This is a genomic window from Pseudomonas sp. Marseille-QA0332 (assembly GCF_054950175.1).
The window spans coordinates 833,752-857,638 of the sequence record NZ_CM143106.1 but is presented as its reverse complement, the minus strand read 5'-3'; the positions used below and the strand labels follow the sequence as shown (position 1 = coordinate 857,638).

Genomic DNA, 23,887 nt, shown 5'->3' with positions numbered 1-23,887 from the left:
AGCCGGCAGAATGCTGGTCGTCAGTCCTGGTACTGGCAGAAGCGAAGCCGATTCCCGAACGGATCGTACACTTCGAGCACCTTGCCCCAACCCTGCTCGACGATCTCGGGCCGGCCATAACCGTAGTGCTTGGCTCGTAGCTCATCGCGCAGCACCTGGACATGGCGCATCGGGACGAAGATCGTCGTTCCCGGGCTGGCATCGCCATGGTGTTCGGACAGATGCAGCTGCAGGCCGCCACGGTTGATCCCCAGATACAGCGGCAGGCCTGCTTCGAATCGATGTTCGAACTCGACCTCGAAACCCAGGAAGTCGAGATAGAACTCGCGTGCCTTGGCTTCGTCGAACATCCGCAAAATCGGTATGGCCTTGGCAAAGCTCATGGCAGGCTCGGGCGGCAGCAGGGCGCAGGCGGTATTCCAGTCCTTGTAGCCCAGTTGGTGCGCTATCAATTCGAGCGCGGTGCCATGGGAAACAGCTTGTCCGCGCGCCTCCAGCGAGACGCGCAGGTGCTTGGCCATGCGCTTGGCCTGGTCGATCGTCGGCATCATCACTCCTGAGTCGAAGCGTCCGGCGCTCGCATTACCCAACCTCGACATTCAAGAGAACTGTGTCTGGGTTCGCAGAACGATGCTTTCACCGTCCTCCTCGAGGCGCGAGCGGCAGGCAGCATCAGCCTGGCGCCATCCTACACGGCAGTGGCCAGTGTCGAAAGCGCGAGGCGCATCCTTCACTCGGGAAACACCTGGACGGCCACCGCCGGTCAACGCGAAGGCACTTCTGGCAGCTCGACGTTTCTCACTGTTCAGGTGCGGACACCCCGCGCTTCACAACGGAGAGCTTTCATGGAAATCAATCCCAACGCACCCGGCAATATCTCGCAGAAAGGCGTTTCGAGCGGTACCGACAACGAAACCGGATTCGATCCGAATTCGCAGGAAGATCTGCACCCGTCCGTCGATCGCCGGCATCCCGCCGACAACGAAGCAGAGCCGAACACCCATGAAGATGAGGTAGAAGACGAGGAAGGGCCGAATCCGGGGGATGGCGCCATCTGAATCAAGACTGAGCGGACCTCGTCGTGGCGCGGGGTCCTTGGTCTCAACGGACTGTCTGATCTACTCCAGGCCGAGTCAGGAAACCACATGCGGCCTTGGTCCGCGAAGCACAAAGAAAAGGCCAGTGCAGGCAGGTGCACTGGCCTTTCTCCTTACAGCTGCTTAACGGTTGTCATCGCTCTGACGGCCACCGCCGTGGCTATGCTGTCCGCCTACCCGACCGGCTTCGGACGCTTTCTCACGGTCGTTGGCGAAGTTTCCGCCCGAGGCCTGCCCGCCTTTGTGACCAGCCTCCGAGGCACGCTCAGGATCGTTCTTGAAGTTGCCTCCAGATGCCTGCCCTCCCTTGTGCCCGGCTTCGGACGCACGCTCAGGGTCATTCTTGAAATTGCCACCGGACATCTGTCCGCCCTTGTGTCCGGCCTCGGAGGCGCGTTGCGGATCGTTGGCGAAGTTGCCACCCGAAGCCTGACCGCCCTTCTGGCCCGCCATGGACGCCTTTTCCCGGTCGTTGGCGAAGTTGCCCGGATTGTTCTGCGCATTACCGCCTTGATTGTTGGTCTGATCTTGATTGTTAGCCATGATCTGTAACCTCTTCTCAAATGACACAGGACATTCTGTGTCCTAGTGAGAATCCAGGCACGGCCGGTTTGCTCAGACGTTATCGACAAGTCCCGACGAGTTGCTTGAAAGATTCCCAGGCCAACTCCTGGCGCGCCAGCATTCGCCGGCCCTTTGCGTTGTGCGCCAATACTCGCCATCAGACAGAACCAGTGCATGCCTTGTCTTCTGGATGACCAGCGCTCCTTTCGTCAACGAGATCGGAACAGGCAAGCACCAACATGCGGACAGGAATACAGGGGTGGTGTAAATTCTGCTGTCACGGCAACGAAGGCCAACCTTGGTTGGCCCTCCCTTGGGTGCTTATTCGATGGTCTCGACCACGCCTTGATCTTCGCCCAGGAAGCCGCCGCTCTGGTGCTGCCACAGACGCGCATAAGTACCGTTGCGCGCCAGCAGTTCGGCATGCGTGCCCTGCTCGATGATGCGCCCGGCATCCATGACGATCAGGCGATCCATGGCCGCAATGGTCGACAACCGATGGGCAATGGCGATGACAGTCTTGCCCTCCATCATTTCATCGAGGCTTTCCTGGATCGCTACCTCGACTTCCGAATCCAATGCGCTGGTGGCCTCGTCGAGTAGCAGGATCGGGGCATTCTTGAGCATCACCCGGGCGATGGCGATGCGTTGGCGCTGGCCGCCCGAAAGCTTGATGCCGCGTTCGCCGACCAAGGTGTCGTAGCCACTGTTGCCCTGCTTGTCGCTCAGCTGGCTGATGAATCCGTCAGCCTGGGCCATGGCCGCGGCGCTACGGATTTGCGCCTCGGTGGCGTCGGGACGGCCATAGGCGATGTTGTCGCGAATGGAACGGTGCAACAGTGAAGTGTCCTGTGTGACCATGCCGATGGCGCTGCGCAGGCTATCCTGCGTGACCATGGCGATGTTCTGCCCGTCGATGCGGATCTCACCGCTGTCCACATCGTAGAACCGCAGCAGCAGATTGATCAGCGTGGACTTGCCAGCACCCGAGCGGCCCACCAGGCCGATCTTCTCGCCCGGCCGAATGCTCAGGCTCAGGTCGTCGAGCACCTGGCGTTCACCGTTGTAGTTGAAGCTCACCTTGTCGAAGGTCACTTCGCCACCCGAAGTTTCCAGCACGCCGGCATTCGGCGCATCCTGCACCTTCGGACCACGGGTCAACGTGGCCATGCCGTCCTGCACGGTGCCGATGTTCTCGAACAGCGAGGTCATCTGCCACATGATCCAGTGGGACATGCCGTTGATACGCAGCGCCATGGCCGTGATGGCCGCCACCGCGCCGGTGCCGACCTGCCCCTGGTGCCACAGCCACAGCGCATAGCCACCGGCGCCCAGGATCAGCCCGACCACCAGGGCCTGGTTGACGATTTCGAACTGACTGACCAGGCGCATCTGGCGAAAGCCGGTCTGCTTGAAATCTTCCATCGCCGCGCGGGCGAAATGTGCCTCGCGCTTGGAGTGCGAGAACAGCTTGACCGTGGTGATGTTGGTATAGGCGTCCGAAACGCGCCCGGTCATCGACGAGCGGGCATGGGCCTGTTCCTGCCCGACCTTGCCCAGGCGCGGCACGAAATACAGCATGGCCAGGCCGAACAACACCAGCCAGGCAATGAACGGCAGCATGAGTTTCAGGGCGAAACCGCCAGCCAGGGCGATGATCGCGATGAAATACACGCCGATGCCTGGCACGATTTCAATGATGGTGAACAGCACCTCGCGCACCGCCAGCGCCGTCTGCATCACCTTGGTGGTGACCCGGCCGGAAAACTCGTCGGAAAAGAACGACAAGCTCTGGCGCAGCATCAGGCGATGGAAGTCCCAGCGCAGCCGCAGCGGCAGATTGATAGCCAGTACCTGGTGCTGCACCATGGTGCGCAGCGCTACCAGCCCGACGCTAGCCAGCAGCACGATACCGATGCCCCACAGTACCCGGCTCTCCTGCAAGGCCGCATCTCCACCGGCCTGCCAGGTGGATAGCAGGTCGACGACCTGGCCGAGGAAGGAAAACAGCCACGCTTCATAGAGCGAAACGCCGGCGCTGAGCAACGCGAAGGCCAGGATATAGCCACGGGCGCCCCGTGTGCAGGCCCACATGAACCGTGCCAGGCCCTCCGGAGGTGGCGGTACTTCGTCGGGCGGGAAAGGGTCGAGTCGCTGTTCGAATGCACGAAGCATGAGGGTCTCCAAAGTGATCAGGCAAGGAATTCTGCCACCGATGCTGCTTTGAGGGGTCCTGAAGGTCGCAGGTTCGCGAAAGGACGCCGGCAATCCTGAGAGAGCAAGTCCTGATCCCTTGCCTGCCGGTACGATGGCGCACAGCGACGAGGGGGCATACCCACGCGACAGCCTGTACCATGAACCAACGACGGCCAGCCCTGCCTTGGCGAGATCTCGATGACCGAATACCGTGGATTGACCGTCGAAGACACACGCGAAGCCGCCACCGATGAAGCCATCTCGCAACTGGAGGCGCGCCTCGGCGCCTCGCGCGAATGGGTTCTGGGCCTGGATGAGTCCCACAGATACTCTGGTTTCGGCATGGCTCTGGTAACCGCACCGCCGATAGGACACAGGGGCATCAAGGTGGCCTCCCGATCAACCTGTGGCAACCCCGCCCGCAGTGACGAAAGGTTTGAACAAACCCCGTTCACTTGTGGCGAGGCTTCGGCGATGCGTGTCAGCTATAGGCGCTTCAACATAGGCTTTGTACGAAAAGTTGCCGAGCGGCAATCAGGCAAAACGAAAACAGGCGAGGAACGGCCGGGGTCGCGCTCGACTTTGCTGGTTGTAAATGAGCATTCCGAGCCTGTTTTCAACGTGGCCTGATCGTCACGCAGGCACTTTTCGTACAAAGCCTAGTGTGGTGTTCCAGAAGTACCGCTGAATGTCATTTACCCAGCGCTCGTGCTGCGCGAGCGACTGAGGCAAGGATATCCTCGGTCGACCATTTGAAGGCCAGGACAGGATCTCGATCACACGGCTTTCGCGGGTTCAGAGATCGTTCCTATAAACCAAAGACGTTGCGTTACTCCAAGAATATCTCAGACTGTATTTTATCGACCAGGTAGACCGAACCCTGCTTCGAAAGATGCCCGAAGTCGACGGCAGGCAGGTTGGCGATGTCATTACCGATTCTGGTCAAACAACCCGAAGGCTCACACAAGACTTCCAGGGCGGACACATAGGAGGCACCCGTCGAAGGAACGTGCAATTTGAGATAATCATCCCATGGAGCGATATCACCATTCAGACCATACGACATATATTCAGGGGGCACCTTTTTATATCGCTTCCAGTAACTAATGACCTTGGAACTCAGGTTCCCATTCCAATGAGGAACCGGACCGACCACTACCACTTCGGTGAGTGGTGAGACTGCTTTGATTCTTTGCACCGTGGATCCAAGCATGGCCAAGGCCTGGGCCTTGTCATGAGGTGCGTTGCTACCAAAGACCAGCCAGGTAATGACCACGACATCAGGTCTATGCTCAGCTACCGCTTCAAGCCTATCAACATTTGCCTGCGAAACGGATTTTCCCTCATCCGTTCGACCCGGCACGTTGAAAAAAGGAGGGCCGTTGCCATCAGTCATTTGAGAGATGCCGTAATCATCATGGGCGGCGTTACGCGCGCTCAATAGACCTTGATAAAGAGCGGCCGCGTATGAGTCACCCCAGATGAAGATCATCTTGCGCCTGTGCTCGATGCAGTGCGCCAGACTGACTTCCTTGATCACTGAGTGACAGGTACCATAACGAATTGCCTTCTTGAAATCGAAGTGCTCATAGACATTGGTGATTTCCGACAAGGATTTGATTTCCCCTGCCATTCTGGAAACAGCCCCGTTGCTCTGTACCACCACGCAGCCAGACACAAACACAAAAAGGAAGGCAAATACCGCAACTGGCAGTTTCAGCCTCGATGAAAAATGGCTTCTGCCTGCCGCGGCGCGGCGCTGGACGGCGACGTTCTCCACCATGACATACGACACGAATCCACAGACGAACGACAGGACGATACCGAATGCAACGGCCTGCGCGTTCTGGGACAAGCCGTTGCCATACAGGTAAACACAGATGGGCCAATGCCACAGGTACGTCGAATACGAAGTCTTCCCCAACCACGAAACAACGGCATTTTCGGAGAGTATCGAACCGGTGCAACCTGCGGAGATGACCAAGCAGGTACCGATGACAGGCACCAATGTCCACAGCCCCGGCCAAGCCATGTTACTGTCCAGGAAGAGAAAGGAGCAAAGGATCGACAACAGTCCCAACAGCGCTGCCGAGGCCTTGGCCGCACCCCGCATCTTGCTCGGATAAAGAAAGACCAGGCCACCCGCCATCATTTCCCACGCTCTGGTCGGCAGCATATAATATGCAAACCCCTCCAGGGCATAGGAAGCCCATACGGCAAAGACAAAGGAAAGCGCCGCCAGCAACGCTATCGAGCCTTTTCCACATCTTGCCCCAAACAGCTTCACAACCCCCATTATCAGCAAGGGGTAGATCATGTAAAACTGCCACTCAACCGACAGCGACCAAGTGTGCAGCAGCCATTTCAAATGGGAAGAAGAATCGAAATACCCTGACTCACCATGGAAAATAAAATTCGAAAAAAAGAAAAGCGCGCCCACCACATGCTTACCGAGCTGCTTGTAATCAATCGGCAATAGACTGAAGTAACCCCAGACCAGCAACACCGCGCACAAGGCGACTAAAGCCGGAACCAACCGCCTCACACGACTGACATAGAAGTCTCGTAAAAAAAAGGAACCAGAAACGACTTTCGGAAAAATCGCGCTCGTCATCAAATAGCCAGAGATGACAAAGAACACATCCACACCGGCAAACCCTGCAGGCAGGAGGGATGATTTGAAATGAAACAAAACCACAGCGATGACGGCTACCGCACGCAGCCCGTTGATATCGTCCCTAAACCTCATCCCCGATCCTCTGTACCGTGCCCTAGCGTTTTTAGAATTAGCCGGCGACTGTATCACAGAGTTGCTGGCGATTCGCCACTGAGTGCGTTAATTTTTCTCCCATTACAACATGCCCGTCACACCTAACTTTTCGACGATCCATGCTTCTTGGCCATAGCGCGCATGCTCTTGCTCGCACTGCTCCGCCCAGCCATACACACCTTCGCCGGTTCTGTCGCTCGAGCATCAGCCCGCGCGAGCAGATCGCAGAGCACCTTGGCGGCGCAGGTAGCTGCGGGGCTTCGGGCAACAGCGAGAGTATCTGGACCAGAGTGGCAGCGCGCTGAACGGCGCCGTGCCGCAGCCGCTAGGTAACCTCCAGGCTCTGTATGAAATCCTTGAAATTCCTCGACGCCCCGAGCAGTCTCCCGGTTTTCGTAGCGCTTCTCCCTTTCGGCAAAGGGCTCTTGTCATGCCCGAACACTACGAACTTTCCCATGCGGACTGGAAAGTGATTGCGGACCTCTTCACTTCATTTCGCCGCACCGGACGCCCCCGAACCGATGACCGTCTGCAGCTCAACAGCGCCTCTTGGTTGCTATGTTCGGTAACAACCTGACGGGATATGCCCAAGCGAGTCGGTCCTTGGTACACGCTCCATCAACGCTTCCGGGACTGAAGAAACACGGCACCTTCAAACAGCGGCTCAAGCGACCGCACCTCAAGCTCAACGCACAAGACCTGAGCGACCTGAACACTTGGTGCGAGGATGAAAATTCACTTGGGTGAGGGCCCGAGGTGTGCCATTGCATTTCATTTTTCTGGCGGACAAACCCGCGATTTCTAATACGTCAGTTCTTGCTGGGCAGCGTCTAGATTTCCAGCTTACGAGGCCGACGTCCTAAGCGATGTCGCAGTCTTAGCGGGCAAAGCCTACGATGCGGACTCGCTTCGCCAGTACTGAGACCGGCATCGAACGCAACAGGTGATTATCGTCGCCCCATGAAACTCTTGGCTAAGCCTGGATTGTCGCGCCCGTTCGACAAATGCAGACTCTTTTAAAATGGGCGATTCACAGGCTCAAACTCCCTCTATTGAACCCATGATCGATTTTCATGACGTTTGCCCATCACCCTACGCATTATTCAAGGAAAGTTTGTAGCCGAATCGCTAACGTGAGCGAATGCTCAGCACGTAGGCGATAGCTCCCCTCACCAGCTTCAGGCAGCCTGTGTTGCGCTTGGTCATCATGCGTACAAGAAGGCGGCAGTATTGCGAGATAGAGATGCCGCATGGAGCCGCTGGGCACGGCAGCGCCCGGCGGCTTTCATGGAAGTTCTAACCGATGCTTACACCGTGTGCTTCCGCCAGCGGCTTCAGGCCACCAGCAAAACCTTGACCGATTGCCTTGAACTTGAATTCTTCGCCATGACGATACAGCTCGCCGAAGATCATGGCCGTTTCAGTCGAGGCATCTTCGCTTAGATCATAGCGCGCCAGTTCCCTGCCATCTGCCTTGTTTTGCACACGGATATAGGCGTTGCTCACTTGGCCAAAATTCTGCCCGCGGATTTCGGCGTCGTGAATGGTCACAGCGAAAACCAGTTTCTTGACCTCCATGCTCAAGCATGTCAGCTTGATGTTCACCTGTTCGTCATCGCCCTCGCCTTGACCGGAGCGATTGTCTCCCAAGTGCTCGACAGCGCCGTCGGAAGACTTCGTATTGTTGTAGAAGATGAAGTCGGCATCGCTTAGGACCTTGCCGTTTTCACCGGTGACAAAGACCGAGGCATCGAGGTCGAATTCGATGCCGTCGGTGATGCGTGGATCCCACCCCAGCCCTACGATTACCTCGGCGAGGCCGGGGGCTTCTTTCGAAAGCGAGACGTTACCGCCTTTGGAGAGGCTGACTGCCATGATTCAATCCTTAACCCGTTGCGGAGAAATTAGAAGTTCAAGCCGTAGCCTTCAGCCAGAGCCTTGAGGCCACCGGTATACCCTTGGCCAATTGCACGGAACTTCCATTCACCGTTGTTGAGATACAGCTCAGCGAAAATCATGGCCGTTTCCGTCGAGGCATCCTCCGCGAGGTCGTAGCGAACGACTTCATTGCCATTGGTTTCGTTGACGATGCGGATGTAGGCGCCGCTGACCTGGCCGAAGTTCTGGCGACGAAGGTCCGCATCGTGAATGGTGACCGTGAAGGCCACTTTCTCGACATCAGTCGGTACGCGCTCCAGGTCGACCTTGATGATCTCGTCGTCACCATCGCCAACGCCGGTGCGGTTGTCCCCGGTATGTTCGACCGAACCATCGATGCTCTTGAGCTGGTTGTAGAAAATGAAGTCCGACTCGCTGCGAACCTTGCCAGCACCGTTCAAAAGGAAGGCGCTCGCATCCAGATCGAACTCGGTGCCATCCGTCGCCCGTGGGTCCCAGCCCAGACCGACGATGATCTTGGACAGGGATGGATCGGTTTTGGTCAGCGACAGGTTACCGCCTTTTTGCAGGGACAATGCCATTGCTTAACTCCTTGTTGACGTTTCGATTGATCAATTGGCTTCTGCCTGAGCGTCTCGCTTGGCTGGGAAGAGGACGCTGGCGAGGACACCGAGCGCCAGCACGGCCAATACGATCAACAAGCTGGTATTGGGATCGATGGTGTGGCCATGTTGAATCAGGTGATCCGTGGCGTTGAGTCCGAGTTTGAGCGCGATGAAGAACAGCAATGCGATGACGGCTTTTTCCAGATGCACCAGGTAGCGCTTCATGGCCTCGAGCACGAAATACAAGGTGCGCAGGCCCAGGATTGCGAACAGCATCGCCGAGTAGACGATCAGCGGTTCCCGGCTCACGGCAATGACAGCCGGTACCGAGTCGAAGGCGAACAGCACGTCGGACACCTCGACAACGGCCAGGCACAGGAAAAGCGGTGTTGCGAACAGGCCACCCTTGCCGGCAAGGCTGATTCCCTTGTGCTCGGGTTTTCGCAGCTCGACTTCCAGCGTCTGCCGCCGAACGAAGAACTGGTTGCCATACAGCTTTGGCCATACCGGAAAGAGTTTCTTGGCGAAACGGTAGGCCATGTGTTTGGAATAGTCTTCTTCCGTCTCTTCGCCATCGCCACTGCGCAGCATCATGACCGCCGTCCAGGCCACGATGATCGCGAATGCAATCTCGACCCAAGGACCGAGCGCCAGCAGCCCCGTACCGATCGCGACGAAGATGGCACGGAATACGATGGCGCCGATGATCCCCCAATAGAGGATCCTGTGACGCAGGCCTTCGGGCACCTTGAACCAGGCGAAGATCGCCATGAACACGAACAGGTTGTCGACGCTCAGCACCTTTTCAAGTGCGTAGCCGGTAACGAACAGGCTGGCGACCTGGGCCCCGTGCTGGACATAGAGAAAGCCTGCAAAGCCAAGGGAGATGGCGACCCAGAACACCGACCAGATCGAGGCCTTCGCCAGTGATACCGGCTTGTCGCCGCGGTGGGTAAGCATGTCCAGCAGCAAGGCGCCTAGGGCGATGCCGGCGAAGACAGCCATGGTCAGCGGGGGAAAGCCCAGAGAGTTAACTTCCATGGTTCCACACCTCAGAGATCGAAATCAGCCGATGGGAGACCAAGCTCCAGGCAGATCAGGCGACAAGTCGCCTTTTCCTGTTGGTCGAAATCGCCATCGCAAGCGCCGATCGCACATGTGACGCGTACGAGAAGGCGAGCCGCACCCTCGTCGTGCTTGATGCGACTGATCACCTTGAGCGCTTCTGCCTGGCCGATCTGGGGATCGAATTCAAACTTGGAAACAGCCTCGTTGAAAACGGCCAAGACGTCCTTGATGCTGAAGACTTTCAGTTCAGGCGATGTTTTCATGAACGCCGCCATTTTCTGCGTTTCTTCCGGACCCGCACCGTTACTTGCCATCGCCACCAGGGCACTGGCATTGGAAATAGCTTCCATGAACTTGCGATTCTTGTGTTTCGAAACTTCCGTGCTCAATACTTCGCGCGCTTTCGAAGCATTGGTCTTAAGCCATGCCAACATTATTGAATACCTCGAACGGGGCCTCGCCCCTGCGTATTGATTATTTGGAGCCGACGCTCCAGCGCATACCCCAACCGTAGTCCCTGTCCATGGGCTCTTGAGAGCGATGGAAGTCCACCTTGCGAGTGACCTTTACGGCCCCATGGTCATTCTCAAGAAGCGCGATGGCGCAACAGCCCAAGTTGCCGCCCTCCTCGTTCAGACGAACTTCGATGTCCGGTTGCTCCGGCACGAAGATGGTCACGACACCATCGGTGGCCCGCCAGTTGGGCACACCTTTGTAAATGAACGCATACACCAGAATGCGTTTGATCGAGTCCCAGCGCGCCCCATTGATGTGAATCCATTCGCCACCGGACATCGACCCGGTTCGATCGTCTCCCATCAACTGCACGTAGGGTTTCGCATGGAAGGAGCCGAATGCATTGCCCAGTGCCTGGACGACGCCCTTTTCGCCGTTCTGAAGTTCGTACAGACAGCCGACGTCCAGGTCGATGGCCTTGGTAAATCCGAAGAAGCTGGACTTGCCCTGGTTCCAGTCGAGGTTGACCCGGATTTCGCCGAAACCCTGGTCGGATTTCTCGAGGCTGATCGAAGATCGGCTCTTGTCCAGGGTCACCTTGCTCAAGCTGACCGGCGACCTGCGAGGCGGTGTCGATGTTACGGCAGGCATCGCTTGGGTCGACGATGCATTTGTCGCTGGCGTCGGAGCAGCAATCTCGACCCCGAAGTGCATCGCCAGAGGCGCGAGACCGCCAGCGAACCCTTGCCCGACACAACGGACCTTCCATGCTCCCTGGCGCCGATAGAACTCGCCTAGAATCAGCGCCGTCTCCTGCATCCCGGCGGTGGCGATTCGAGCCTCCAGCTCCCCGGCCACCGTCACTGTGAGCGTCGACACGCGCTCGAAGCTCGCCCTGTTCTCATGGATGGTCGCGCTGAGTGCTATCTTCTCGATCGCCGCATCGAGCCGATCGAGATCGATGGCGAAGGCAGCACGTCCGCTGGCCGACTCGGCCATTTCCAGCGAACCGCCCAGGATCTGCGGCTGTCCGTAGAAACACATGTCGTGGTCGCCGCGAACTTTACCCGTGCCGGCAAGCGCAAATGCCGAGACATCGATCTCTACGCCAGGGATGGGTGAATAGCCAACCTCCACCCGCAGGAGAGTGGTTTCCAGCGAGGCATTGCCACCAGGAACGAGCGCCTTCATGGCTTGATGGCCCGGACCGCGAGGCTCACCAGGTCGTCTGCGGTGCGACCGTTGGTATGTTTGCCGATTGCCTGGAACTCCCAGCCAGTCGCCCCACGGCTCAGCTTGGCCATCACGACGCCCGTGTGGTCGCCTTGCTCCGACAAGTTGAAACGAGCAAGCTCCTGTCCATTCGCTGTGTTGAGGATCCGGCAATAAGCGTTTTGAATCTTCTCGAAGGTCTGCCCGGTAAAGCTGTTCGTCGTGAATACAAGATGCTGGACAGACGACGGCACCTTGGTCAGGCTCACGAAAATCGATTCGTCGTCACCCTCGCCCTCGCCGGTGCGGTTGTCTCCCGAGTGTTCGATGGAGCCATCACGCGACCTGAGCTGGCGAAACCAGACGAGATCGACCGGTTGCAAGGCGGCATCGAACATGATGCAGGAGGCATCGAGGTCGACGCTGCCCCCGCCACCGAACAGCCTGCCTAGCAAACCGGTCTTCTCAGGGTCCCAGCCAAGCCCCAAGGTAACCGCGCTCAGGCTTGTACCAGCGGTTTTCTCCAAGGAAATGGACTGGTTCTTGGAAAGGGTAAGTGCCACGTTTACGCTCCTTGTCGCTGCATTGCTTCTGGTTGTGTTCCGCCGCTCTCATCGAACTGCGTGCGTGTCAGCTTCGCCGGCATACCTTCGAGACTCGCGGGTTTCTTGGCCTGGCACTGCGGTCGGATCGCTCAGGGCAACTGGCCGCTTTCAACTTGTTCATCGCCCTCTGGCTCATCGACCAGCCTCGACCAGGCGCACGGGATCCACACGGTCAACCTCCAAGGGCCTGGTCCCGTGCCATTTGGCGCGTTCGAGAATATTCAGCGCCCACTGGCGATGAGTCGCCGGCTCGATCATTGCGTTCCCATGCTTGAAAACCGCCGGAGCCGATGCGTTGAGTATTCGGTTGCCGCAGTCGAGGTCCTCTATCGAAACCCGGAAGGCCTCATGGATTTGCGCGACCTGCGACGGATGGATCGCAGTCTTGCCCACCAATCCGTGGGCTACATCCGTCCTGAGTTCTTTGTCGAGCAGTTGGGGGGTCGCCAGTTGCTCGAAAACCGGAGCAGTCAGGGCAAAGCCTTGAACCCCCAGGACGCCGACCAGCATCGCAATGACATACCCCATCGGTGTCTCATAGAGCGTGGCGCCCGGATCGCGCCGCAAGCCCAGGCAGCCCAGCAGATCGTTGCCACCGATCCTCAACGCAAGGATGCGATCACCGAACTCGGATCGCATAGCGGCGCCGAGCTCGACCATCGCGCTCGGGTTATAGACGTCTTGGGTTTCGAGGGTCGGCATCACCAACAAGTCGGGATTGGAAACGGCGCGCGCCCACCCGGCCAGCGTGGCCAGCGACAGCTTCGGCACAACGAACCCGCATGCAGCGCCGATCTCAGGCCAGTCATTGAGCATCGCCGCCATTTCCGCATCACGGGGGCGAATGAAAACCAGCGGGGCCTGGCGTCGTTGCTGCTGCCCGACGCCGGCAAGCACCGAGCGCAAGGTTCGCAGCCCTTGGTCGACATCAGCGCAGGCAACCGCATCTTCCAGGCAAATGACCAGAGAGCGAAGACCTGGCACTTTTGCGCCACGTATGACGTCAGTGATGTCGACACGAGTCGCTGGCAGGTAGAGGGTGGCGCCGAGCGCCCACGGCGAGATCCGCTCCATCAACCGGCTTCCTTGATGATCGTGACCGCTCGATACGGTCCCAGCTCGGCATCGGCTTCCATGACCTCGACACCTGCGCGACCGGCAAGATGGACGAGCAACTGGACATCGGCGTCATCGAGACTGCGAACGAGGACCTGGTCGGGTACCCGGCGCAGCACCGCGCGGGTCGCCTCGGCTATGCCTGGCTTGATACGGTTCGGATTCGACAGGCCGAATCGATCAGCCAACCCGGCTATGGTATCCGCGGCGCACCGTTGCAGCCCTGTCGCCTCGACATCGCTCCAAGGGCATGCCGGGCTGGCTCGAACAGCGGCTCGGGCTGACTCGATTCGTTCGACGAAGCGACGCGTAACGTCATGCGGTTGCAAATGTTCGAGAACGACGCAGCCATGCAGGCCGCCGTCGCGAGGCCAGATGGAGCGGGATACGAGGCCGGACACGGTCGCCCCCAGGATGCCGCAAGGGATGATCCAGTCTTCGGCGGATGCGGCCATCCAGGCTCGCCCGCATGGATCGGCAAGTACGACGAGCCGTGGCGGCTGCTGGAATCGGCCGTCGCCGGCCAGGCTGCGCTGGATCTCGCCTGCAATGGCGCCCTTGCCCGTCCAACCATCGACGAACACGATATTCTCGGCTCCGTGGGCTTCGATGACCGCCTCGAGGGCGACCTGGTCGATGCCGCGATCCCGGATGATGCTGATGCCATAGTGGTAGGCGTGTCTGCCTAGATCGACCAGTGCACGACGCAGCAGAACCCCCAGCGGCAGGCCAGCACGAACGAACGATACCAGCGCGATGGCAGACGCCTGGTATCGCTCGGTCAGTGCCAAGGCCAGGGCCTGCACATCCGTAGCCATTCGCGAGCCGTTCTGCCTCATCGCGCATTCGAACAGGCCCATGTGCGTTGCAGAGGGCGCTTCTTCCCGGCTGATCATTTCCGAGTAATGTCTCTGGCGAGTCTGGATCAGTCGCTCCTTCTCCTGGACATCGGTCGGCTCGATGTTCACCGGGCGCAGCAGGAAGTGGACGTCATCGGCAAGATAGCTGCCACTGCCCAGGGTCAGGGTCGAAAGTGCTGGATCAAGCATCGGGATGCGCCTCCAACGCTACGGCAAGCTGGCTGCCAGCGGGGGTCGACCAGAAATCGCAAAGGGTCATGAAGCCAAGATCGGTCATGCTGTCACCAAAGCCCATCACCGGCCTGATACCGTTCCTTTCGCGGTCGTGTCGAAGAAAACGTTCGACGGCGACGCGCTTGGACAGACCCGCCGGCAACAAGGCCAGGTTGTTGCCGTTGCTGTGGGCGTACATACCGTCGAGCAGGCCAGACCCACGTAGCTGGCCGAGCACCATCAGCAGGTCGGCGTCTTGGCAATCATTGTGTTTGACCACCACATAGAGATGCTGGCCCGCTTCCCCCACTGTCCAGCCCCGGAGCGAAACGCCATGGGCTTGGCCGATATGCAGTGCCGCTTCGCAGAGCGAAGGCAGTCGCTCCTGGAACCCCACGAGCGCACGGCACATGGCGTCATGCCAACCGGCATCCATCGAGCGATCCGGGTTCAAGATCACTCCTCCGTGGCAGCAGATAGCCGGGCCGGAGAAACCCAGCTTCACGCGATTGAACGCCTCGGTACTACGCGCCGTGACTGGCACCACGTCCGTGGTCGCGAGCAGCCATTCCAGAATCGCTTTCTGCACCTCGCTCTGGTACCCACTCACATCCCCATGCACATCGTAGGAGGCTGGATGGCGTGGGCTGTCCAAGGACATTTTCCGAGCGGTCTGGAAGAGCGTGTCATCCAGGTCCATCAACACCAGTGGGCGATCACTTGCCATCGACGATGACCTCCGCCTTCAAGGCGTCGACCAATGCCCTGGGCACTGCCTGGGCTTCCGTCTCGCTGCAGATCAATACACGGTCATATTGGCCGGGGACGAGGTTGTAGAGGAAATTGACGATGCCCAACCCGTAGTTGTCAGGGAAACTCAAGGCGTGCTCGATGCAATGGCCGATGGCGACAGGCGAGCGGGTCGTCGAACTGAAGTGAACCATTGCCCCTTCGCGCTCGAGACGCTCGGCCAGCAGAAACGGTTTCCACAGGAATTCACCCGTACCCAGGACGATCACACGCTCTCCCGGCCTGACCGTGACGTCTTTCCCGAGTACGTCAGCGACCCCTCGCGTACCCAACCGTCCCCAGTCGTTTGCCGGGTCCACTGTCCATTCGCCAACCGCAACAGTACCGGTGCCAGGCATAGGGGGAAGCGGTGCCTGCGGATCTTCGGTGAAGGTATATGTACCGCTGAGCAGAGATACCTGTTCGGCTCGCCCATCGAGGCTGTTCGCCACCGCACCACCCGACCAGTCCGTCAGAACGCAGGTGACAACGCGCTCGATACGACCAAGGCCCGCCCCAGCCAGAGCTCGATGCAAATTGAGCAAGGTCCGCCCGGTCGACACTTCGTCATCAATCATGACGAGCGACCTCGCGCCTCGCATCATTTCAGCCAACCCCGGTTCGCTCGGCTCGTGGATCAGATGCAGATCGGCATGGCTATGCTCTTCCTCGAATCGTGCAAGCACCCGGTGGCCGACTGGATGGCGGGTACTCACGATGTACAGGGTGTCTGCGCGAGTTTCGCTGTACGCGCGATGCACGCCGGCACCCAGCCCTACCGCGGTCTCGGCCATGCCGACCATCAGGACCGGGCCCGGCAAATCCGCCGGGATCTTGGCCGCGAGCGTTTTGTAGGTGAACTGCATGACTGATGGCCTGACGGGAACATGCTTGCCCAGCACTCGCGAAACGAACAGAAAGGCTCGCTTTGGATTGCGACGTTCGGCAAAGCCAAACAGAGACTCGGCTGGCATCGACGCGGCCTGAACAGTTACTTCGAGCAGCCCGCGCTTCAACGCAGCACTCAATGTGGCCGGCCCATGCATCGCTATAGATTGCTTCATGCATCAGCCCTGCGAACAAGAACACTCAACTCACGCCGTGCATCGCCATATTCCACGATGAACCTCATCTATTTGCGCGCCTTACTTTTTGCATGACGGTCTTCCTGCGCGATTCAGTAAGGTTACGGATGAACCTTGAAGTTTCTTTAATTAGGACGCGCCACATACGAACGTCATCAAGCGCCTCATGCAAATGCCGTGACGGTGATCGATGCCTCGTCCCGCACTGCACTCACCTGGATTCATTTTCATACACCTGCCTGCCATGAAAGATGAAGGCGAGACTAGGCTCAGATCCACTCGCATGCAACAGCCCAAAAGGCCCGGAGATAACTTTCGGAAACGGACTACAGCTAACAAGGAAAATCCGTCGCACAAAAAGGATATTTCCTTATTTAATCTTAATCCTTAAAACTGTAACGAACTTCTTCACACCAGTCCGAAACCTGGCTCGTCCTGAAAATTTACTGTCAGGACTGCACCCCATGCGAGCCTGACCCAAAATGGAGCCAGCACCTCTACAACGATCGAACAGCCACGTCGCTCCGGTCTCGGCACGATGTGAGAAAGCCAAGCATCTGCAGCACGGATCGGGAGCGCTTCGAACACGAGAACGAAGATCGGCGTGATCGAGCGAATGTCCCGGATGTCGTCGGGTACCAGAAGTGGTGGAATGGAAAATGCCGGCCATGGCTGGACAGCGTGTCGCTGCTCATCAGGCCGGAGCAGGAGGTGAGCCGCTAGCGCAGCCCCACCCTGTCGACGAAGGCAAGGTCGACCTCACCAGCTCTATCAGGAGGCACTGTTGGAACGAAGTCCACGCAAACCGATCCGACACCGCTATGGGCGGCTTCGGCCTAGGACATCTTCCCATCCAGTCCTTGCAGCTTCCGAGCTTCACAAGTATTAATACCGGTTTTCTTGGCTGGTACAGAGGGATCATGCAGGTATTACTCACGATTTTCACCGTCGGTATAATGCCGATACCGTTAATCGCACTGGCCGTCTGGGCGCATCGACACAACGGGAAAAAGTGGCGCTCAAAGATTGATGCAGAGCTGCAGGAAGCCTTGCATGGACTGGGAGTCGATGACTACACATTGATCGTTGACAAACTGACCGCGCCAAGCACCGACACGACAGCTGATGTCTACCGCATTCTGCACAACAGTGAGGGCCGATACTTTTTGTTCATCAAGATCGGCAGTAGCCCTGGCGTGCTGAGGCCGCTGTCCAAGGACCGCGCATTGCTGGCAGCCCAGCTGAATGAATGAGCTGGATGAGCCCGGCCGGAACACCAGCGCCAGCTCGTCCTCCCCAGTACATCTCTAACCGAGTTCAGGACTTGAGCACGTCTTCAGCCGAAAGGCTTCCAGTGACCTGTGTAAGGAAGACCGAAAGGCGCTGCTGGATCACAAGAACGGCAGTATCACCAGTCATTATTCAGGCGCCGAACTCGGCCATCTGATCGAGGCTGCAAACATGGTATCAGCAACCGGTTCGCGTGGACCGGTTCTGACAATTCTGAAGAGGAAGCAGGCGTAACAATTGGAGAAGTCACGCAAAAGTCACGCACATGAAAAAGGCCATCCCTTGCGGAAATGGCCTAAGTCATTGAGGAATATGGTCGGGACGGAGTGATTCGAACACTCGACCCCTTGCACCCCATGCGCATATTTAATGTATTTCCGTGGAATACAATGTCTCGCCAAGGATCGCCTACAAGCTAGTAAATATAGGGCTTACAGGCTATATCATGTTCCATTGAGGCTCACCAGCATCCACCTCTAGCCAGGCGATTCGGTGGGGCAAAAGTGGGGCAAAATTCCAAGGTCATCGACCTTGGCTGGGGGTAGACATTGGCGAAGATCACCGCGAAGCAACTGGAAGCACTCATCCCCGACGATGATGGCAAAACGCTGCGCGAAGAGGGTGGCCTGACTGCAAAAGTTCGTGCTGGTGTGCGGGGCGTTACAGCGCTGTTCCGTTATGAGTTCAAAATGGGCGGAGTCAAACGTGATCACCGCCTAGGCAGTTGGCCAAAAAAATCGCTTGCGCAAATTCGTGCTGAGCGAGACGAAGTGAGAGCAAGCGTTACTAAAGGTATTGAACCCGCTGCCGCCCGAAAGGCCGCTAAGATCGAGGCGCAAGCGGCGATCACCGCAACCATTGCCGAAGCCGAACGTCAGGCTGCAGAAAGCAAGACTGTCACCGACCTTTTTGAAGAGTGGATGCGCGACGGGGTATCTCGTCAGGACGGTAACGCCGAGCTTCGCCGCAGCTTCTCCAAAGATGTGCTACCGGCTATCGGCGATAGACCACTGCGAACCCTGACTGAAAAAGATCTGCTTAATCTCCTGCGCTCGATCAAGGCTCGCGGGCTAAACCGTACCGTAGTTATCCGCAGCAAGGACATAGGTCAAATGCTGCGATGGGCCGAGAAACGTAAACCTTGGCGTACTTTGATGGTCGACGGCAACCCCGCCGACCTCGTTGACGTCAGCAAACTTCTCGATCATGACTACCAGGAGCAGCGCGATCGGCTTTTATCCAGCGGCGAAATCCAAGAGCTGCAGCAGATTTTCGAGCGCCTTGCGCGAGATTATGCTGCGCTGCCCGCTGGACAAAAATATTCCGGCATCCGACCTGTGAACTCCCGCGTGCAATGCGCAGTCTGGATATGCCTTAGCACACTCTGTCGCATTGGCGAACTTCTGAAATCCGAATGGCGACATGTAGATCTGGAAAAAGGCACTTGGTTCATCCCAGCAGAAGCTACTAAAGGGCATAGGGGTAAACGGCAGGATCACCATATATTCCTTTCTAAATTCGCAGTGAACCAGTTCAAGCGCCTGAGAGAAAAAACCGGCCACACCCCCTTCTGCTTTCCCAGCAAGGATGAAAGCGGTCATGTAGATACCAAGACAGTCAGCAAGCTGATCGGAGACCGGCAATGCTGCTTCAAGAGTCGGAGCAAGCCCCTATCTGGCCGTCATCATGACGACTCACTGGTTCTCAGCCTAGGTAAAAGGGAGAATGGACTCCGCATGATTTGCGTCGCACAGGAGCGACCATGATGCAGGAGCTGGGAGTGACACTGGAGATCACTGACCGTTGTCAGAATCACTTGCTGGGAGGCTCAAAGGTACGCCGACACTACCTGCATTATGACTATGCCAAGGAAAAAATTGAGGCATGGAACAAACTAGGGGCGCATCTTGAAACTATCCTTTCAGATCCAACGTTCGAATCTAATTAAAAACTAACCAGGAGGAGAAAACGAGACTCACATCCGCCCTACGAGACATTGAAAATTAAGCTTTTTAGCTATCCCTTAAACAAGGATAGTGGAAAGATGGGGGCGACGTCCAATGCGGGCTTGCTGCGTTCCGTGTGGCTCGCTGGCGGAGATCACCGGGGCTCAGGCGTTGGCGTAAGCCCCTGCGGCCACCCATGCTGGGTGGCCAGATTCGAGCCCCGCGCGCTGGCCTAGACCGAGAGCAGCAGAAACTCGCGCTCCCAAGAACTGATTACGCGCTTGTAGTTTTCGTGCTCGGATATCCGCATCGGGCGACATCTGCTCCGCAACCTTTATAGTCGGCGCGAAAAAAGTTCTGGGGTTAGCGATGAGCACTGGCTGCACCATCTGCGTGCGGCCAGTCGCCCGCAGGACGGATCATGGGATGCGGCCGGCGCACCCCGACGCATGCCAGCCACCCAGCGAGCGAAACTGATTCGCTGGGTCGCGGTCCATCCTGGGGCCTGTTCGCCGGCCAAGCGCATGGCGGGCAGACAATCACTTGCGCTACTCAACCCGCTTCAATGGAGTCTGTTTTTGAGTTTTCAACTTCCACTCGAACTGCTGCGCCTGACTTCCACCCGCTGCGCAGCACGACACGCGGCCAAGTGTCTGGTGCTTGCGCTGGCGTTACCCGTTACGACAATGGCCGGCACCGAGTCGACGCCATGCGCGGAGCAAGTTGCTGGTCAGCCGGTGCAAGTCGACTCCATCTGCGTCGATCCTGACTATGCAAAGCCCGTCATCGACAAAGTCGTCGATCTGTCGTCGCCCCTGGAGTTTCGCCACGTGAGTGGGCACTTCGCAGGCACCGAGGTGACTTTCAACTTCTACCTTCCGCCAAAGCCGTTGTGGGCCGGGCGATTCTTCCATCATGTCTACCCGTTTACCGATGGCCTCGGTACCCAGCAGGAACTCACGTTCGCCTATGAAAGTGGCGCCTACCTGGTGAAGACTGGAGGGAGTTCGGGCTACAGGGCCGACGCTGCAGCCGCAAAATTTTCACGTCAGGTAGCCCGGGACTACTACGCCGGCAGCCGCCCGAAGGTCTATGGCTATGTCTACGGCGGAAGCGGTGGGTCCTACCAGACGATCGCCGCCATGGAAAACAGCGTGGGTGTGTGGGACGGCGCTGTGCCGTATGTGATTGGCACGCCCACTTCCATACCCAACAATTTCTTCGCTCGGGTATTTGCCAGGGTAGTGCTGTCGAACAAGGCAGCAGCCATTTCAGATGCGATGAAACCAGGAGGCTCGGGCGACCCCTATGGGGCCCTGAACGAGGTGGAACGCGCCGCGCTACGTGAGGTAAGCACGCTCGGCGTGCCTTTGAAGGGGTGGGCCGACCCTGCTTATCTGCTAGGGCTCGGAGATCCAAAAGGCCTGATGGGCTTTCGCGACACGGTGAAGCAATTCGATCCCGGATACGCGGCAGATTTCTGGTCCAAACCCGGTTATCTGGGCACAGAGAAGTCTCCGCTTGGTGAGCTCATGCGCAACGCCCTGGTGGAATACGTCACGCCGATCACAGCGCTTGCAGATGCGCCTGATAAAGTGCAGCTGCAGCAATTGCCAAAGCGTGGCTTCACACCTGAGTACGAGTACACCTTTCTCGATCGTAATCGCAACGCTCTCGCCGTGCTGCCGGCAACGCTGGATGTCGGCACACGCGTACTGACGGTCGATGCTGACGCGGCCAAGCTCGGCGAAGTGCTCTCAAAGGCGCGCTTCGTCCGTATGGATAACCGCTGGGCGCTGGCGCTGGCGGCGCTGCACCGCCATCAGGTGCCCGCCGACAAGAGCTTTGCTGCCTGGAACCAATACCGCCGCGCGGATGGTACTGCCGTTTATCCGCAGCGAAGCGAAATCGGCCCGATGATCAGCCAGGGCGCGGCGGGCGGCGGCCCCTTCACTGGCGACTTCAAGGGCAAGATGATCATCGTCGGCAACCTGCTTGATCTCGATGCTTACCCTTGGGATGCAGATTGGTATGCAGGCAGGGTCAAGCAGCACCTGGGCGAGCATGCCAACTCTCGATTCAGGGTCTGGTACAACGAAAATGCCGACCACCACGACGGAAGTGTCATCGTTTCCGGCAAGACTCGGACCCATGAGATCCACCTGGTCAGCTATGTCGGGATGCTGGAGCAGGCCCTCCGGGACCTCAGCGCCTGGGTCGAAAGCGATACTGCACCGCCAGCGTCCACCAGCTACTCAGTCGTACAGGGCCAGGTCGAAATCGCAGCGCAGACGAGGCAACGGCACGGCATTCAGCCGGCCGTGCGTCTGGCCGTGGCAGGCCGGAGCGCCGTGAAGGTGGCGCCAGGGCAAGCCCTGACCCTGCAAGGCACGATCAATACGCCGCCTGGCACCGGCCAGCTGGTGGCCGTCGAATGGAGTGCCGACGGCAGCGACGAATTCGTCGCCAAATCCGTGCCGGCTTCTTCCCATGACCAGACCGAAGTCACGAATACGCTCCGATATGACGTGCCGGGGATCTACTATCCGGTACTGAGGGTCACCACCGAACGCTCGGGCAATGCTCGCACTTCAGTGGCACGGGTGCAGAACCTGGCAAGGGTTCGGGTGGAAGTCAGCCAGCGTGCGCAGGGTAGCGATTAGCGCCCCTGGAGCAGATGCTGTTCAAGCTTCGGCATCGATGGAAGCCTTGAAACGATCGGTACTACCTCCCAGCGCCGCCGCACGGGGCGGATCTGCTCGGCGTTGAACCTGTCGGCCGGGCCAGAAAAGATCAAAGCGCCGGTGAACACGTCCCCGGCGACGAACACCGGTGCGCAGATCCCGGCAGTACCGGGGTCGCGCTCGCCATATGACTCGGCCCAGTACTGCTCACGCCTCCCTCAGCACCCATCGGTTGGGCCGTGACCACGACGACATTATCAACGCCATCGCGGCGCGCGACCCTGATGCGGCGGAAGCCGCAGCGCATGAACACACGATGCTGTTCCAGCGGCGCTTCCTGGCCTACATGCAGCAGAACCTTACGGCCCGCATGTCCGTAGCGTGAGCGGGAGAACTGGCGTAATGGCAGGCACAATGTGATGCGGCTCGTCGAGATCGACAGCCGCATCACTTGGCTTGAGCGCCACTTGGCCCGCGGTACGTGCAATGCTCAAAGCACTACATGTAAGCCAACAAATCTCCGCTGGAATTTGGAACCGCCGGGTTCCGTAACCACCGAACAACTTCCGCACTTAAAATCAGTGAAGCAGTGCATCACGGTTTCATGACATCACCCTCGTATAACATCTCGTAATGCTGTTGATTACTGGCCCTGAACGGCCCGAACCCGTTCTGCAAGAATGCGGAAGCCAAGTTTCCAATAGCCATCATGACGAACAAGATTGTCGCGAAGCGGGCAATTTTATTCTTCCTGCCTGGTAACGGCATCTTCTCTCGCTGAGGCTCCAGCGCGTAACAGGCCAGCGCCAAAAGGCAGAACATGATCGCCATCATGAAGAACACGAAAGTCCAGTTATACATGTGGAAGCCTAGAATGGCCGATCCTGTTGGACGCGTACCTGGCAATGCTTTGGCAAACATGAACAACAGGCTGATCAGGCTACCAATCAAGGCGCCAAATGCCGACAATACGTAGTTCCAAGGATGCGTACCAAAACGCAGGTTAAGAAATAACCCAGACCCCAACAGCAAGAAAGCGACCCGAATCAGGTTACACAATGCACACGGCAATTCGTGGAGAACGATTTGGAAGTAAAAGGCGGCCAACAGCAGCAGGCTGATCGCCAGAAGGCCGAGTTCATCGAGCCTGAGTAAAATGGCACAGGTATTCGATCTTTTCATTACCAGGCCCCCAGCTTTTGCAGATCGGGGATATGATGGCTGCCGTGAAATGTTGTCCAGCATACGACAAGCATTGCGCAGACACTCCACAGCGCCCTGGCGACCACTACATTTCGTCGTCCGCTTACAATTGCAAGCACGGCGAACAACACCGGAATAAACCCTATGAACATAAGAACCTCCTGTAGAAACACCTACAGAAGTTTTACACACTCACCACGATGAAAATATCGATGAGCTGCCAGATATC

At 58.1% G+C, this 23,887-nt stretch carries 19 protein-coding genes and 7 pseudogenes; 8 read left to right on the top strand and 18 right to left on the bottom strand.

The annotated features are described in order from the left end of the window. Window positions 1-20: 20 nt before the first annotated feature. A complete protein-coding gene (locus tag ACY8GK_RS04305; protein WP_196174923.1) occupies window positions 21-548 on the bottom strand; it encodes a glyoxalase superfamily protein in 528 nt (175 codons plus the stop codon). A gap of 297 nt (window positions 549-845) precedes the next feature. Here ACY8GK_RS04305 and ACY8GK_RS04300 point away from each other — a divergent pair, with 297 nt between their 5' ends. Continuing rightward, on the top strand, window positions 846-1,058 hold the full coding sequence (locus ACY8GK_RS04300) for a hypothetical protein (RefSeq protein WP_196174957.1): 213 nt from the start codon (window positions 846-848) through the stop codon (window positions 1,056-1,058). A gap of 162 nt (window positions 1,059-1,220) precedes the next feature. On the opposite strand, the pseudogene ACY8GK_RS04295 reads toward ACY8GK_RS04300, so the two are convergent. From ACY8GK_RS04295 to ACY8GK_RS04280, 4 genes and pseudogenes are all read right to left on the bottom strand, one after another. Then, window positions 1,221-1,313, bottom strand: a pseudogene (locus ACY8GK_RS04295) (con-10 family general stress protein); the annotation flags it as partial. After that, window positions 1,314-1,511: pseudogene (locus tag ACY8GK_RS04290) on the bottom strand (con-10 family general stress protein); the annotation flags it as partial. It lies immediately after the preceding pseudogene. 9 nt (window positions 1,512-1,520) lie between these two features. Next, a pseudogene (locus tag ACY8GK_RS04285) lies at window positions 1,521-1,640 on the bottom strand (KGG domain-containing protein); the annotation flags it as partial. A 342-nt stretch (window positions 1,641-1,982) separates the two neighbouring features. Beyond that, on the bottom strand, window positions 1,983-3,836 hold the full coding sequence (locus ACY8GK_RS04280) for an ABC transporter ATP-binding protein (RefSeq protein ID WP_196174925.1): 1,854 nt from the start codon (window positions 3,834-3,836) through the stop codon (window positions 1,983-1,985). A 219-nt stretch (window positions 3,837-4,055) separates the two neighbouring features. Between ACY8GK_RS04280 and ACY8GK_RS04275 the strand changes: the two genes are divergently transcribed. Beyond that, window positions 4,056-4,487: a hypothetical protein gene (locus ACY8GK_RS04275; RefSeq protein WP_462402422.1), complete on the top strand. Its 432-nt coding sequence runs from the start codon at window positions 4,056-4,058 to the stop codon at window positions 4,485-4,487. A 199-nt stretch (window positions 4,488-4,686) separates the two neighbouring features. On the opposite strand, the gene ACY8GK_RS04270 is transcribed toward ACY8GK_RS04275, so the two are convergent. Next, complete coding sequence (locus ACY8GK_RS04270; protein WP_462402421.1) at window positions 4,687-6,606, bottom strand: acyltransferase family protein; 1,920 nt, start codon at window positions 6,604-6,606, stop codon at window positions 4,687-4,689. Window positions 6,607-7,057: 451 nt separating this feature from the next. Between ACY8GK_RS04270 and ACY8GK_RS04265 the strand changes: the two are divergent. Beyond that, window positions 7,058-7,632, top strand: a pseudogene (locus ACY8GK_RS04265) (transposase); the annotation flags it as partial. A gap of 291 nt (window positions 7,633-7,923) precedes the next feature. On the opposite strand, the gene ACY8GK_RS04260 reads toward ACY8GK_RS04265, so the two are convergent. From ACY8GK_RS04260 to ACY8GK_RS04215, 10 genes are all read right to left on the bottom strand, one after another. Then, on the bottom strand, window positions 7,924-8,502 hold the full coding sequence (locus tag ACY8GK_RS04260; RefSeq protein ID WP_196174929.1) for a TerD family protein: 579 nt from the start codon (window positions 8,500-8,502) through the stop codon (window positions 7,924-7,926). Between the two features lie 29 nt (window positions 8,503-8,531). Then, window positions 8,532-9,107, bottom strand: a complete 576-nt coding sequence (locus ACY8GK_RS04255) for a TerD family protein (protein ID WP_462402420.1) — start codon at window positions 9,105-9,107, stop codon at window positions 8,532-8,534. 30 nt (window positions 9,108-9,137) lie between these two features. After that, a complete protein-coding gene (locus ACY8GK_RS04250; protein WP_462402419.1) occupies window positions 9,138-10,172 on the bottom strand; it encodes a TerC/Alx family metal homeostasis membrane protein in 1,035 nt (344 codons plus the stop codon). A gap of 11 nt (window positions 10,173-10,183) precedes the next feature. Further along, window positions 10,184-10,633: a tellurite resistance TerB family protein gene (locus ACY8GK_RS04245; RefSeq protein ID WP_462402418.1), complete on the bottom strand. Its 450-nt coding sequence runs from the start codon at window positions 10,631-10,633 to the stop codon at window positions 10,184-10,186. A 40-nt stretch (window positions 10,634-10,673) separates the two neighbouring features. Beyond that, window positions 10,674-11,846: a TerD family protein gene (locus ACY8GK_RS04240; RefSeq protein ID WP_462402417.1), complete on the bottom strand. Its 1,173-nt coding sequence runs from the start codon at window positions 11,844-11,846 to the stop codon at window positions 10,674-10,676. Further along, the gene (locus ACY8GK_RS04235; RefSeq protein WP_462402416.1) at window positions 11,843-12,430 is read right to left on the bottom strand and encodes a TerD family protein; all 588 of its coding nucleotides are present in this window, start codon (window positions 12,428-12,430) and stop codon (window positions 11,843-11,845) included. Before ACY8GK_RS04235 ends, ACY8GK_RS04240 begins: the two co-directional genes overlap by 4 nt. A gap of 174 nt (window positions 12,431-12,604) precedes the next feature. Further along, window positions 12,605-13,546 (bottom strand): HpcH/HpaI aldolase/citrate lyase family protein, encoded by a 942-nt coding sequence (locus ACY8GK_RS04230; protein WP_462402415.1) that lies wholly within the window; start codon window positions 13,544-13,546, stop codon window positions 12,605-12,607. Continuing rightward, entirely contained in the window at window positions 13,546-14,637 is a 1,092-nt protein-coding gene (locus ACY8GK_RS04225) for a cysteine protease StiP domain-containing protein (RefSeq protein WP_462402414.1), read from the bottom strand. Before ACY8GK_RS04225 ends, ACY8GK_RS04230 begins: the two co-directional genes overlap by 1 nt. After that, window positions 14,630-15,388: an HAD family hydrolase gene (locus tag ACY8GK_RS04220; protein ID WP_196174937.1), complete on the bottom strand. Its 759-nt coding sequence runs from the start codon at window positions 15,386-15,388 to the stop codon at window positions 14,630-14,632. The genes ACY8GK_RS04225 and ACY8GK_RS04220 overlap by 8 nt, the downstream gene beginning before the upstream one ends. Continuing rightward, window positions 15,378-16,514, bottom strand: coding sequence for a phosphoribosyltransferase domain-containing protein (locus ACY8GK_RS04215; RefSeq protein WP_230375328.1), 1,137 nt, complete (start codon window positions 16,512-16,514; stop codon window positions 15,378-15,380). The genes ACY8GK_RS04220 and ACY8GK_RS04215 overlap by 11 nt, the downstream gene beginning before the upstream one ends. Window positions 16,515-17,203: 689 nt before the next feature. On the opposite strand from ACY8GK_RS04215, the gene ACY8GK_RS04210 reads away from it, so the two are divergent. The 3 genes and pseudogenes from ACY8GK_RS04210 (at window position 17,204) to ACY8GK_RS04200 (ending at window position 19,773) form a co-directional block, all read left to right on the top strand. Then, window positions 17,204-17,788 carry a hypothetical protein gene (locus ACY8GK_RS04210; protein ID WP_462402413.1) on the top strand — a complete coding sequence of 195 codons (585 nt, stop codon included), beginning with the start codon at window positions 17,204-17,206 and terminating at the stop codon, window positions 17,786-17,788. A 41-nt stretch (window positions 17,789-17,829) separates the two neighbouring features. Next, a pseudogene (locus tag ACY8GK_RS04205) lies at window positions 17,830-18,059 on the top strand (tyrosine-type recombinase/integrase); the annotation flags it as partial. 314 nt (window positions 18,060-18,373) lie between these two features. Then, window positions 18,374-19,773, top strand: a pseudogene (locus tag ACY8GK_RS04200) (tyrosine-type recombinase/integrase). Between the two features lie 230 nt (window positions 19,774-20,003). Here ACY8GK_RS04200 and ACY8GK_RS04195 read toward each other — a convergent pair. Continuing rightward, window positions 20,004-20,072: pseudogene (locus ACY8GK_RS04195) on the bottom strand (hypothetical protein); the annotation flags it as partial. 277 nt (window positions 20,073-20,349) lie between these two features. Here ACY8GK_RS04195 and ACY8GK_RS04190 point away from each other — a divergent pair. After that, entirely contained in the window at window positions 20,350-22,434 is a 2,085-nt protein-coding gene (locus ACY8GK_RS04190) for a Tat pathway signal sequence domain protein (protein WP_462402412.1), read from the top strand. Between the two features lie 253 nt (window positions 22,435-22,687). Next, window positions 22,688-22,840 carry a hypothetical protein gene (locus tag ACY8GK_RS04185; protein ID WP_462402411.1) on the top strand — a complete coding sequence of 51 codons (153 nt, stop codon included), beginning with the start codon at window positions 22,688-22,690 and terminating at the stop codon, window positions 22,838-22,840. Window positions 22,841-23,049: 209 nt separating this feature from the next. Here the strand turns inward: ACY8GK_RS04185 and ACY8GK_RS04180 are convergent, their stop codons facing one another. After that, window positions 23,050-23,637, bottom strand: coding sequence for a disulfide bond formation protein B (locus ACY8GK_RS04180; protein WP_462402410.1), 588 nt, complete (start codon window positions 23,635-23,637; stop codon window positions 23,050-23,052). Window positions 23,638-23,887: the final 250 nt, after the last annotated feature.